This is a genomic window from Sphingobacteriaceae bacterium GW460-11-11-14-LB5 (assembly GCA_002151545.1).
In the GTDB taxonomy this organism is placed as follows: Bacteria; Bacteroidota; Bacteroidia; order Sphingobacteriales; family Sphingobacteriaceae; genus Pedobacter.
Map to the genome: position 1 here is coordinate 374,363 of CP021237.1, position 14,150 is coordinate 388,512.

Consider the following 14,150-nt stretch of genomic DNA (forward strand, 5'->3'; position numbering starts at 1 on the left):
ATATTTTGGTTATGACAATTTACGGAAAAATAAAGAAAATAACAATGCTTAACTCTTTGATTTTAAGGCTTTTTTTTATCGGCGGTTTTACTGTTTACATAGTCGGTAGGCGACATGCCGAACTGCTTGGCAAAGTTTCTTCCAAAGTGCGATTGAGAGCTGTAACCTACCATCTCGGAGATTTCATAAATTTTTAGTACCCCTTCATTTAGAAGTTCGGCAGCTTTTTTTAACCTGGCCAAATTAATCAGTTCATTCGGACTCAGGTTAGAAATAGATTTGATTTTCCGGTATAAGGTTGGCCGGCTCATGTTCATCTTCTCAGCCAGATGTTCTACATCAAGGTCCTGATTGCTGATGTTTTTGTTAATGGTATCCTGTAATTTTTCTAAAAACAATTCATCGGCCTTAGAATAAGCAATGCTTTTAAGGTGAAGGAGGGGAGAGCTGGAGAAATATTCCTTAATCTTATTCCTGTTTTTAATCAGACTGGAAATCTGTACCTGCAGAAATTCTGGCGAAAAGGGTTTTTCCACATAAGCATCGGCACCCAGCTCTAAACCTTCAATTTTAGATTGCAATGAATTTTTTGCAGTAAGCAGGATCACGGGGATGTGGCTGAATTCTAAGGTGGATTTTACTTTTGCGCAAAATTCGAACCCGTCCATTTCGGGCATCATTACATCACTGATGATGAGCTGAACAATTTCACGCTGTAATATGGCTAATGCTTCTAATCCATTTCTGGCCTGTAACACCTGGTATTTTTCTTCCAGATCATCTGAAATGAAATCCAGGATATCTTCGTTATCATCAACCAATAACACTACAGACCTTTCCATATCTTCAGTATCTTTTATGGTATATGTGCCTACAATTTCTTCCATTTTCCGTTCAGGTTAAATTCTATAAGTTGATGGATAGGCAGTTCTAATACAAATATATTAAAATCACGGTCATTAAAATCTAAATAAAGCTCTCCTCTATGCAACTGCGCAAGCGATTTTGAAATCGATAAACCTATTCCGGTTCCTGCCTTTATTTCTGTTTCTTTGCCCCTGAAAAAAGGCTCGAATATTTTATCCTTAATTTCAATAGGGATTCTATGCCCATCGTTTTTTACCATCACCGCAAACTGATCACCTTCCTGTAAGGATAAGTTAATTTGTACCGTGGTTTTTCCATATTTAATGGCATTGTCGATCAAATTGCTGATCATTTTGTAAAACGCCTCTACATCGATATAAGCATGGAGCTTTTTTTCGGGTAAATGCAGGTTATACTTAATGTCGTGCTGTTCGGCAGCGGGTTGAAACTGAAGAAATACATCTTTCAGGATTTCAGAAATATCGGCTTTTACAAAGTTTAATGAAAATTCGCTGGTTTCGGTTTTTCTGAAATCCAATAACTGATTGGTCAGTTTGAGCAACCGATCGGTATTTCGCCCCATAATCCGTAAATTCTTTTCTATCGCAGGTACGGCATCGGCCTGCTTAATCAGTTTCTCCATCGGACCGATAATCAGGGTGAGTGGCGTTCTGATTTCGTGCGCAACATTAGTGAAAAATTCAATTTTAGCCTGATAAACTTCTTTTTGTTTTTCATGCTCAAAAACTTCCATCCGCCTGCTGTTTTTTAGCGCAATTTTTCGGTGGTACCTTCGCACCAGGAAGAAAATAATTCCGCCGGCAGCGATCAGATAAAGCAGGTAAGCCAACGGGCTGAGGTAAAAAGGAGGATGTATTTTAATCAGGAGTTTGGCATTTTTGGTGCTCCAGGTACTGCTTCCTTCAACCAATGCTTTCACTTCAAAAATATAATTCCCCGGGGCAAGTTTGGTGAAATAAACCTTCCGGTTGGTTTTTAAATATTCCCAGTTTTTATAAAGCCCGGTCATTTTATAAGCATACTCTGTCATTTCGGGCGACAGGTAACTTAAGGCGGCAAAATCGATACTAAAAGACGATTGGTTATAGTTCAATTCGATGGTATCGGCATAAACAATCGATTTGTTGGCAACAGAATCAGTCCCGTTTAAACCTATTTCAGAACTGTTAATCTGAAATCCGGTTAAAAATACCGGGGTTTCATAGGTCGTTGCCTTTAAATTGGCCGGATTAAAGCTCACCAGCCCTTTTACGCTCCCAAAATAGGTTCGGCCAGTTTCGTCCTGATAGGCAGAACTGTAGTTGAACTGATCGGTAAGCAATCCGTTGGCTTTAGAATAGGTTTTGCTCAAACCAGTGGTGGGATCGAAATGGATAAGTCCCCTGGTGCTGCTTATCCAGAACTTATTTGCCGCATCTTCTTCAATACGGAACAGGTAATTGCTTGGAAAACCATTCTTGATGCCGTAACGCTTAAACTGCTGTGTTTTCTGATCAAACCTGCAAAGTCCGCCACCATCGGTGGTTACCCAAATTTGTTGTTTGCGATCTTCAAAAATACTATTTACAGTGTTATGGCTTAAACTTTTAATAACTGTTGGATTATTCCGATAGTTCACATAACCGGGTTTGGATAAGTTAAACTGAAATAAACCATCGTTAAAGCTGCCTGCCCAGATATTGCCCTTGCTATCTTCAATAACCGAATCGTAAAAAATAAAGGGGAGGCCGGCAATGGGTTCAAAATCGTCGCGTTTGCGGTTGTAACGATAAATCCCGTTAATGGTTCCAACTAAAATTTCGCCCGACCGAGTTTTACAAAAAGTAACAATAAAATTGGTGCGTAAAGCATTTCCGGCACCTGCCTGATAATGTTTAATTACCTTTTCTGTTTTCAGGTCTAAAACATCCAACCCATGTTCGAAAGTGCCAACCCAGAGTTTGTCGCAGTCAACCAATAAACCGTGGATGTTGGAATAAGCAATGCTCCCGGGTTTTCCGTCCGGTAAAAAGTGTTTAAATAACCCTGTTTTGATGTCGAGTTTATTCAGTCCGGCATCTTCCGTACCGATCCAGAAATTCCCGTTAGCATCTCTGGTAATTTCCCTTACATCACTTCCGCTAATCGAATTGGTGCCTTTTTGCGGAAAGTATTTAGTGAACAAAGATGTGCGACTCGAATAATAATTCACCCCTCCAAAATAGGTGCCTGTCCAAACCCCGCCTTCACGGTCAAGGCAAATGGTATAAACGGCATTATCACTTAAAGAATAATCATTGTTATATTGCTTTTTGATGTGGATAATCGTTTCGTTTTCATCATTATAAATGTATATGCCCGATTCTGTGGCAATCCAAAACTCATGAGCTCCTGTTTTTTTGATGTCCCGTACAAAAATTGGCGTTTGGTCGTCATTTAAGCTGAGTATATTTTTTGAGGCTAAGGTAACCGGATTAAAGAGTTTAACCCCTTGATTGGTGGTGCCGACCAATAAATTGCCATTTTCGGTTTCAGCAATTCTCGATACCCAGCCATATTCGGTTTTGGCATTTTTTCCATTGATATTAAACTGTTGAAAATTATTTTCCCTGGGATTGTATTTTTCGAGCGTTCCTTTTCCGGTACTGATCCATACACTACCATCCTTTAAAACCGTTACCAGCGAGGCATCGAAAGGTGCATTATGGGTAAAAGCCTGTATTTTCCTGGTACGCTTTTGATATAGGTATATTTTGAATGAAGATAAGATCCATAAATTTCCACGCTGATCGCTGGCCAGATCGATAATCCGCATGCCTTTGGTTTCTTTGATGATGGCGAAGCTTTCTTTTGCAGCATTGTATTGGTATACGCCATTATTTGTGCCTACCCAAAGGCTTTGTTCCTGATCATGGTGCAGCGCATAAATTAAATCGTTGCCTAAACTGCCAGCCTGATCCGGATCGTGTCGGTAGGTTTTAAAAGAATAACCGTCTAAACGGTTTAAGCCATCTTTTGTGCCAAACCACATAAAGCCCTTTCCATCCTGTACACTGCAAAACGCTGTATTGTTAGAAAGCCCGTTTTCTACCTGATAATGCCTGAAATAATAGGGTTGCGCCCAAAGCAGGTGTACCGTAAACAATAGGAATAAAAGGGCGAAGAGTTTTTTCAAGATATCTTGGTCAGCTGCATCAAATATATTAAAGAAATGCTTTGCTTTCAGGCTAAATTGAATTTGAGCAGATTAGTAGAAAGATTGAGACAGATCGTTGTATGGGTAAAGAATACTTTTTCTAAACTGCAAACTGCCCACTGCAGACTGATTTGAACGCTATCCATTTTTATAGACCTGAAAACTGCGAACTGTTAACTGATATGGGCGTTCCCCAATCCCGTGAAATACGGGAAAGGGTCGGGCTTTTCAGGGCTGCGCTTCGCTCCGGTACCGATGAAGGATCGGTACTGAACCCTTACAATCCCTAACGCAAAAAAACCGTGTACAAATCTGTAAGTCTGATTTCAATATTGCTACTGGCCTTTGTTAAATAAACCTGATAGAACGATCCCGACGTAAAAAGTCGGGAGAAGAGATAGCAGGGCTTCCTCGAAAGGTCGATTTCATAGAAAGGTCGTCATTTCGACTGGAACACAGTGGAATGGAGAAATCTTTGGACTATATTAAAAGATCTCTCCACTACGGTCGAGATGACGATACTCAGCGTTGACGACCACCTTAAAGTAACAGCTGTAATACAAATCGAGACAAAATGAAGAAAGATTGATACAAATGCGTATCCCTCTGAAAAGCTAAAAACCGAATCTTTGGATAAGAATTAAATAGAACTAAATCCATTTACTTCTATAACTAACCAAATCCCTAACCTAATATGAAAAGAAGTTTATTCTCTTATGGCGGCTTTGTCCGCCTGGATGGGTACCTGCTTCAAAAAATGTTTTTGAAACGCAAAGTCCTCTCCGTTATTTTTACTTCCATCACCTTAATTTTACTTTCCTTTCAGCTCAGGGCTCAGGAGCAGACAGCCGTTACCGGAACAGTAACTGATGAAAAGGGCGAAACGGTTGTTGGCGCCAGTATTAAAGTTAAAGGTACCAGCACGGGCGTAACTACTGATGGCAATGGAAAATTCAGGATTCAGGTAGCCGATAAAAATGCCACACTGATCTTTATTTACGTGGGTTATGTTAATCAGGAAGTTGCATTGGCTGGCCGTACGCAAATCAGCGTTCAGCTTAAGCCATCTAATAATGACCTGACGGAAGTTATTGTGGTGGGCTACAATACACAGAAAAAGGAGGCCATTACAGGTGCTATTTCATCAATCAGCAGCAAAGACCTTGAAAAAGTGCATGGCGGTTCTACCGTGAGCACAGGTTTGGCAGGAAAGTTACCTGGTGTATCTTTCAGGATGCCTGACGGAAGGCCGGGTTCGAGCGCCAATATCCAGATCCGTAACATGGGTAATCCACTTTATGTTATCGACGGTATTCAGCAAGATGCCGGCCAGTTTAATAATATTTCACCTAACGATATCGAAAGTATCAGTGTGCTTAAAGATGCATCGGCTGCGATTTACGGTAGCAGGGCATCAAATGGTGTAATTTTGGTAACCACCAAAAGGGGAAAAAATAGTACACGAAATACCTTTAGTGTTGATGCTTATACTGGCTGGCAGAACTGGGTACGTTTTCCGGAAACGACTGATGCTTACCAGTGGAAAGTAGGGCAGGCTACTGCAGAAATGAATCAGAACGGATCAACCAGTATTACCCAGGCCGAACTGGATAAATGGAAAGCAGGTACAGAATATGGTTACCAGAGTCAGAACTGGAAAGATATTATTATTGCGCCAAACGCACCACAAACTTCAGTAAACTTAAGTGCTTCGGGTGGAAGTGACCGGGTAAACTATTACTTTTCGGCTACCCGTTTAGATCAGAAAGGTGTATATGGAAAAGCAAGAGAATTCGATTTTAACCGGACCAATATCCAAAGTAATATCGAGGCTAAAATAACCGACCGTTTTAAGGTGGGTATGCTCATCAACGGGCGTATCGAAAGCCGCGACCAGCCAGGCGTACCGGGTGGAGATGATTACTGGGCCGCCCGTTTTGCTTTGTTGAGAAACAGACCTACTGAACAGGCTTACGCCAATGGCAATCCAAATTACCCGAACGATATCGGTCACAATACCGAGCAGTTTGCTGTACAGAGCAAAGCTCTAAGCGGTTACTGGAAATCAGACTGGAGAGTTTTGCAAACCAATTTATCGGCCTCTTATGAAACGCCAATAAAAGGTTTGGAAATAAAAGGTTTATATTCCTATTACATTGCCGATAACGTAATCAATGGACATGAGTACACTTATAATGTATATACCTATCATCCGGAAACAGGCATTTACGAAGAAAAAGTAGGCAGTTCAAATCCTTACAGAGAGCGCAGAAACGAAAAAGTATATACCAATACCTATCAGCTACAGGCGAATTATAACCGCACTTTTGGCAAACATACGGTAGGCGCTGTATTGGTGGCCGAGCGTTTAGACCGTTTTAGAACCTATACCTTTCAACATGCGGTACCACAGACTAATATTTTGCCTGTGCTGCAGTTTGCCGATATGGATGGGCAGGATTTTGCTGATATACAGGAAGAGCAGGCCCGTATTGGTTATGTGGGCAGGTTAAACTACAATTACGACAATAAATATTACCTGGAGCTTTCCGGTCGTAGAGATGCTTCATGGAAGTTTGCGCCAGATAGACGTGTAGGTTATTTCCCTTCAGCATCAATTGGTTGGAGAATTACGCAAGAGAAATTTATGAAATCGCTTTTGGGTGAAAGCAATATCTTAAACGATTTGAAACTCCGTGCTTCTTACGGACAGCTTGGGGATGATGATGTGGGTATCGATCCTTTTGCCTATATCCCAGGTTATAACTACAACCAGGGCAGTGTGATATTGGATGGAAAAAACATTACCACTTCAAGGGATAAAGGTCCTATTATCAATAACCTGAGCTGGTTTAAAAGCAAAATTACCGACATCGGTCTGGATTTTACGATGTTCGGCAGTAAACTTTCCGGAACTGCAGATTATTTTTATAGAAAACGTTCTGGTTTACCGGCCATTAAAAACGACGTCATTGTTCCAATAGAACTAGGATATCCTTTAAATGTTGAAAACCTGGAGAGCGATGCACAGTTTGGAGGTGAATTCTCTTTAAACTACAGAGATAAAATCGGTGAGTTTAATTACAATGTTGGTGGAAACATTTCCATTAGCAGAAAGAAACTTTTAGAAAGATATAAACCACGTTTTGGCAACTCATGGGAAAATTACAGAAGTAATGGTACCGATAGATATGCCGATATTTTTTGGGGCTATGAAGTAACCGGTCAATTCCAGAGTATCGATGAGATCAATAACTACAATGTGAATATTGATGGAAAAGGCAACCGTTCTTTATTGCCGGGCGATTTAATTTACAAAGATCAGAATGGCGATGGAATTATTGATCCTTTAGATGAGAGACCAATAGGATATACCACAGCAGGGCAACCAAATGTAGGTTTTGGATTTACCATTGGCGGTTCTTATAAAAACTTCGATTTTACGGCCGATTTTTCTGGCGGTGCCATGTATTCCTGGAACCAGAACTGGGAACAGCGCTGGGCATTCCAGAATGGAGGGGCTTTGCTGCAGAATTTTGCTGACGACAGCTGGCATCGTACTAATCTCTATGACCTGAACAGTCCCTGGGTGGCTGGTAAATATCCTGCAATCCGTTTTAATGACCGCGATCATAGTAACAACACCAGAAATTCGACTTTCTGGTTGCACAACGTGAGGTACCTGAGGGCGCGTACACTTGAGATTGGTTATACCCTGCCAAAAAGATGGGCAGAAAAAATCAAGATCCAGAATGCAAGGGTATATGTAAACGGATACAACCTCTTCTCGATCGATAACCTGAAAGATTATGGTGTAGATCCTGAAATTGCAGACGATAATGGATTGCAATATCCACAGAATAAGTTTTTTAACATCGGTCTTAAATTATCGCTATAACATGAAAACGACTAATCAAATGAAAAAATATATATACACATTTGCTGCCATTGCATGTTTAAGTTTTGCGCAGTCATGTAAAAAAGATTCTGAGTTTTTAGATAAACAACCCACCAGTACCTTACCCATTGATGCGGTATGGAAAGACCCCAATCTGGTGCTTACCGTAGTTGGTGATCTGTACGATCGTTACCCTGATTTTCAGCGCATCGAATCGTGGTGGCTTTTTGCCGATTTTGATGAGGGTTTTGCTTCAGCAAGTGGTGACTATGGTCGCCACCAGAATTTGGAATACGGATATGATGCCTGGAGATACTGGGATATGGGCGTTTACAGGCTCATAAATGACCTGAACCTGTTTATTAAACGCGGGCAGGAAGCGACCGCTTTAAAAGCTGAAGACCGCGACCGTTTTTTAGCCGAAGCGCGTTTTATCAGGGCTGGTGTATACTTCGAGATGGTAAAAAGAATGGGCGGTGTTCCTTTGATTACAGTTCCCCTGGCCTACGATTATAGCGGCGATCCAAGTTACCTGCAATATCCAAGGGCTAAGGAATCAGAAATTTATGATTTTGTGATTTCAGAATTGGAAGCCATTAAAACCATACTTCCTGATAATGCGACCATCCAGAGCAGGGCTACAAAAGCTGCGGCGCTGGCCATGGAATCCAGAGCTGCTTTATACGCTGGTTCGATTGCCAAATACAGCAATGCTCAATTAAGCCTTCCGGGTGGAGAGGTTGGCATTCCTGCGGCAATGGCTAATGGTTATTTTACCAAAGCCTTAAATGCGGCAAAAGAAATTATCGATGGCGGTAAATATTCACTTTACAAAAAGAACCCAAACCTATCCGATAATTTTGCGGCCCTTTTTACCGATAAAGGCAGTAATCCGGAGGTGATCTTTGCTAAAGATTTTAAATTGAAAACCAATAAGGTTCATGGTTTTACCATCGATAACCAGCCGCGTTCTTCTGCCGAAGAAGCACAAGGTGGAAGATTAAACCCATCATTAAATCTGGTTCAGTCTTTCGAAAAACTGGATAATACCTATGCCTCTTTGGCTTCGGTTGATGGCAGTGGAAATCCGGTTTATTATACTAACATCACAGATATTTTTGCTGACCGCGATGCGCGTTTAGCCGGAACGGTAATTCTCCCTGGAACACAGTTTAAAGGGAAAACGGTAGACATCTGGGCGGGCTACCAATTAGCCAATGGTACCATCATTACCGGAGATAATTTCGGGCAGAGCAAAAAAGAGGTACTGCCAGATAATCCGGCATCGGTACAGGTGGTGGGAAGAGATGGCCCTGTTGATGGTTTAGAATTCAGTGCGCAATCAGGCTTTTACGTGCGTAAATATTTAGATCCTGCTACAGGTTCGGGCCAGATTGGGACCCGGAGCGATGTATGGTGGATCCGCTACCGTTATGCAGAAGTATTGTTAAATGCTGCCGAAGCCGCTTTTGAACTGGGTGATGCCGCTACAGCAGCCAATTATATCAAACCGGTAAGAGACCGTGCAGGATTAACCGTTGCATTAAGTCCGGCAAATATTACTTTCGACCGTATCGTACACGAACGAAAAGTAGAATTTGCTTTTGAAGGACATCAGCTTTGGGATATGAAACGCTGGAGGCTGGCCGACAAGGTATGGAACGGCAACAACATGTCGGCCGCCGATTTTATCAATGCAGCCAATATTGGAAGCGCAACGCGCACCAGTACACAGGTGTTTGGCTTGTGGCCATATAAATACTACAACCCGGGTAATGCCAATCACCTGAAGTATATTTTTAAGGTCATTAAACCCAGCCGTGTTACCGCGGCACACCGCTTCCGCATCGGTAATTACTACTCATCTATCGGGCAGGATGTACTTAACGGCAATCCGAAAATTATCAGAAACCCTAATCAATAATCATATATAACATGAAAAATAGATTTTATTTCATCATAGGGGCAATTATAGCCATGTTTTTTTCCTCTTGTAAAAAGGATAATTACGAGGCACCTGCAGCCGATTTCACAGGCAGGATCGTATACAAGGGCGAAGCCATTAATGTTCAGTACGGCCAGGTAAACTTCGAACTTTGGCAGTCAGGCTTTGGTAACTACTCCGCACTTAACGTAAATGTAAGTCAGGATGGTAATTATTCAGCTAAATTATTCGATGGGAACTATAAACTAGTTTTCTCACCCAACCAGGGTCCGTTTTTATGGAAAAAGAATGCCGCAGGTAAACAGGATACCCTGGCGGTAAACATTAGCGGGAACAAGGTAATGGATATTGAAGTCATGCCTTATTACATGATCCGCGGTGCTAGCTTAACTGCCGCTTCCGGCAAAGTGAATGGATTCTGCAAACTGGAAAAAATCATCACCGATGCCAATGCAAAGGATATAGAAAGTGTATCGCTGTATATCAATAAAACACAGTTTGTAGACGGAGGCAATAACTTGGCAATACAACAACTCACCGGAACGGCAATTGCCGACCTGAATAACTTAAATATGAGTGTAAATATCCCTACGATTGTACCGGCACAAAATTATGTTTTTGCCAGAATAGGGGTTAAAATTGCAGGAGTAGACGACCTTATTTTTACGCCTGTTACTAAAATAAATTTTTAGTTAATGACAGTATCCACAAAAAAAAATCGTCATCTCGACTGTAGCGCAGCGAAATGGAGAGATCTAATAGATTTAGCTTCGCTGAGCACTACGTGGTTCTCGGCTACGTTGCACTCCGCTCGAAATGACGATCTCTTAAGTTGATATTTATACTTTAAAGTTTCGTCATTCCCGCGCAGGTTGGGAATGACGATCAATCGAAATATTATTGATATCAATATCTTACCTTTAATTAATCATGATTAAATGAAATATCTTTTTGCCTTTTTTTTATACTGCTTCGTATTTTCTATTGGTAAAAACGCATTTGCCAAGCAATTAAACGATACCATTTACCTGGCCGATCCAACTATTTTTTTAGACAAGGGTATATACTATTTATATGGTACCAGCGGCGATGAAGGCTTTATGGTTTATGCTTCCCGCGATCTTAAAAACTGGACTAAACCGGCCGGAAAAAATAAGGGATTTGCCTTAAAAAAGGGCGATGCCTTTGGAACTAAAGGGTTTTGGGCACCACAGGTATTTAAAAAGGGTAAAACCTATTTCATGGCTTATACCGCTGATGAACAGATTGCTATTGCCCATAGTAATAGCCCAACAGGTCCTTTTGTTCAGAAAGAATTAAAAGCAATATCAGGTATAGGGAAACAGATCGATCCATTTGTATTTACCGATACCGATGGAAAAAACTACCTCTATCATGTAAAGCTTGATCAGGGTAACCGGATTTTTGTAGCAGAACTGAAGCATGATTTTTCAGATGTAATCCCTGAAACAACAAAATTTTGTTTATCAGGAACTGAGCCCTGGGAAAATACGGCAAAAACCGATTGGCCGGTAACCGAAGGCCCAACGGTTCTAAAAAAGAACAATCTTTATTATCTTTTTTACTCCGCAAATGATTTCAGGAATCCGGATTATGCCGTGGGTTATGCTACTTCAGGCTCAGCTACAGGACCTTGGTTAAAATATACAGGCAATCCGATCATCAGCAAAAAGACCTTACAGCTAAACGGAACCGGTCACGGAGATTTTTTTACGGATAAAAGTGGTCAGCTGCAGTATGTATTTCATACCCATTACACGAACCACAAGGTATCGCCGAGGGCAACCGCTGTTGTCAAAGCGGCTTTTGTAAAAGATAAAAATGATCGCTACCATATGCAAATCGACGCTGAAAGTTTTCGGTTTTTAAGGCAAAGTGTTGCAAAAACATTCTAGGGTTAAATTGATTGCATTTGTAGAAATATTGAGATGAAAATGAATCGGTTTAAGAGAAGAAATTGCTTTTTTTAAGGATTGGCGAATGCCACTAATCGAAAAACATAAAAGATGTAAAGCTTTAAAAATGAACGCTTTGAAAATAAGATATTTGCTGAGTACTTTATGCCTGTTATGGGCAGTGGGCTTGCCTGCACAAACATTTACCAACCCTTTATTGCCATCCGGGGCCGATCCTTATAGTTATTATAAAGATGGTTATTACTATTATACCCATACCACTGGCAACCGGGTAGATCTTTGGAAAACCAAAACCTTAGATGGCTTAAAAGATGCAGAGCGGAAAACCATCTGGCATGCACCTGCAGGCACCATGTATAGTAAAGAAATCTGGGCACCGGAAGTCATGTTTTTAAGAGGCAAATGGTACGCTTACTTCGCTGCCGATGATGGAAGAAATGAAAACCACCGCATGTATGTTTTAGAAAATGCTTCAGCCGACCCCATGAAAGGCGAGTGGGTATTTAAAGGTAAAATTGCCGATCCAACTGATAAATGGGCCATTGATGGGGATGTAATCGATTTTAAAGGCCAGTTATATATGATCTGGTCTGGATGGGAGGGTGATGAAAACGGCAAACAGGAAATTTTCATCGCCAGGCTTAAAAATCCATGGACGGTAGAAGGAAAAAGAGTGAAGATTTCTACACCAAAATTTAACTGGGAAAAAATAGGGGATTTGGGTGGAGGAGCCCATGTGGATGTAAACGAAGGGCCTCAGTTTTTGCCGCATGGAGATAAAATATTTGTCATTTATTCAGCCAGTGGCTGTTGGACAGATTTTTATGCCCTGGGTATGCTTTCCGCGTCGGCTAAAAGCAATCTGCTCGATCCTGCTTCCTGGGCAAAATCTGATCAGCCTGTTTTCCAGCAGTCGCCAAAAGACAGCATCTACGCGCTGGGTCATAACTCATTTTTTAAATCGCCAGACGGAAAAGAAGACTGGATCCTATATCATGCCAACGATAAACCGGGTCAGGGTTGCGGAGGTTTCCGCTCACCCCGTGCCCAAAAATTCAACTGGAATACCGATGGTACACCAAATTTTGGAACTCCGGTAAAAGCAGGACTGAGCATCACCTCACCATCAAACCGAAATAAATAATAATCAGATAAATACCGATATGAATTTAAAAAACTATGCGCTTCTTGCTGTACTGAGTTTGAACATCAGCCTGGGTTTCGCGCAAAAAACAAAAAAAAGTACTGAGCCTGCAAAAGTTTGGTCAGTAGAAAAAGCCAATGCCTGGTACAAGGAACATAAATGGTTAACAGGTGCAAACTACATTCCTTCCAATGCCATCAATCAGCTGGAAATGTGGCAGGCCGATACTTTTTCACCCGATCTGATTGATAAAGAACTGGGCTGGGCCGAAGGAATTGGTTTTAACACGCTGCGTGTATTCTTGTTCAGTAAGGCCTGGAGTCAGGATCCTGAGGGTTTTAAAAAGAGAATGGATCAGTTTTTAACCATTACCCAAAAACATGGTATTAAACCGATGTTTGTCTTTTTCGACGATTGCTGGAATAAAACTTCAGCCATTGGTAAACAGCCGGCACCTAAAACAGGTGTTCACAATTCGGGCTGGTTGCAAGATCCCGGTGATCCTGCTTTTAAAGAAGAAGCCAATTTCCCTGAACTCGAAAAATATGTAAAGGATGTACTTAGCCATTTTGCACACGATAAAAGAATTTTACTTTGGGATTTGTACAATGAACCCGGAAATAGTGGAAAGTTAGAGGCTACCATTCCCTTGTTAACCAAAACCATCAGCTGGGCAAGAGCAGTCAATCCCGATCAGCCGATTTCTATCGGATTGTGGAGCTGGGGTTTCGAAAAGCTTAACGAAATACAGCTGGCCAACTCAGATATTGTAACCTACCATAACTATGAGGCACCAGACTGGCACCAAAGAACCATTGATCTGTTAAAAGCCAGCGGCCGGCCACTGATCTGTACCGAATATATGGCCCGATCACGCAACAGCCGCTTTTCAAACATTTTGCCTATGCTAAAAAATGAAAATGTTGGCGCCATTAACTGGGGATTTGCTGCGGGTAAAACCAATACCAAATATGCCTGGGATACCCCGCTTGCCGATGGATCTGATCCGATTGAGTGGTTCCACGAAATCTTTCAGCCCGATGGCACCCCATACCGCCTGGATGAGGTAAACCTGATTAAAAAACTCAATAACAAATAAATTTTTTTCAGTAGGAAGATCCGAAGAATGGATTCATAAAAATTATTGTCAGTCTGAGCGGAGT

8 protein-coding genes are annotated in these 14,150 nt (G+C 41.4%); 6 read left to right on the forward strand and 2 right to left on the reverse strand.

Features of this window, described 5'->3' with window-relative positions; genetic code table 11:
• Positions 1 to 62: 62 nt before the first annotated feature.
• Both CA265_01480 and CA265_01485 read right to left on the reverse strand, forming a co-directional pair.
• Positions 63 to 887, reverse strand: a complete 825-nt coding sequence (locus CA265_01480; protein ID ARS38427.1) for a two-component system response regulator — start codon at positions 885 to 887, stop codon at positions 63 to 65.
• Positions 872 to 4,012 (reverse strand): hypothetical protein, encoded by a 3,141-nt coding sequence (locus tag CA265_01485; protein ID ARS38428.1) that lies wholly within the window; start codon positions 4,010 to 4,012, stop codon positions 872 to 874. The genes CA265_01480 and CA265_01485 overlap by 16 nt, the downstream gene beginning before the upstream one ends.
• Before the next feature lie 745 nt (positions 4,013 to 4,757).
• Between CA265_01485 and CA265_01490 the strand changes: the two genes are divergently transcribed.
• The 6 genes from CA265_01490 to CA265_01515 all read left to right on the forward strand — a co-directional run bounded on the left by CA265_01490 (position 4,758) and on the right by CA265_01515 (position 14,086).
• On the forward strand, positions 4,758 to 7,961 hold the full coding sequence (locus CA265_01490) for a SusC/RagA family TonB-linked outer membrane protein (GenBank protein ID ARS38429.1): 3,204 nt from the start codon (positions 4,758 to 4,760) through the stop codon (positions 7,959 to 7,961).
• A gap of 19 nt (positions 7,962 to 7,980) precedes the next feature.
• Entirely contained in the window at positions 7,981 to 9,885 is a 1,905-nt protein-coding gene (locus tag CA265_01495) for a RagB/SusD family nutrient uptake outer membrane protein (protein ARS42849.1), read from the forward strand.
• An 11-nt stretch (positions 9,886 to 9,896) separates the two neighbouring features.
• Positions 9,897 to 10,598: a hypothetical protein gene (locus tag CA265_01500; protein ID ARS38430.1), complete on the forward strand. Its 702-nt coding sequence runs from the start codon at positions 9,897 to 9,899 to the stop codon at positions 10,596 to 10,598.
• A gap of 246 nt (positions 10,599 to 10,844) precedes the next feature.
• Positions 10,845 to 11,822 carry a beta-xylosidase gene (locus CA265_01505; protein ARS38431.1) on the forward strand — a complete coding sequence of 326 codons (978 nt, stop codon included), beginning with the start codon at positions 10,845 to 10,847 and terminating at the stop codon, positions 11,820 to 11,822.
• 127 nt (positions 11,823 to 11,949) lie between these two features.
• Positions 11,950 to 12,987 (forward strand): glycosyl hydrolase family 43, encoded by a 1,038-nt coding sequence (locus tag CA265_01510; protein ID ARS42850.1) that lies wholly within the window; start codon positions 11,950 to 11,952, stop codon positions 12,985 to 12,987.
• A gap of 52 nt (positions 12,988 to 13,039) precedes the next feature.
• Positions 13,040 to 14,086: a 1,4-beta-xylanase gene (locus tag CA265_01515; protein ID ARS42851.1), complete on the forward strand. Its 1,047-nt coding sequence runs from the start codon at positions 13,040 to 13,042 to the stop codon at positions 14,084 to 14,086.
• The last annotated feature ends 64 nt before the right edge of the window (positions 14,087 to 14,150 follow it).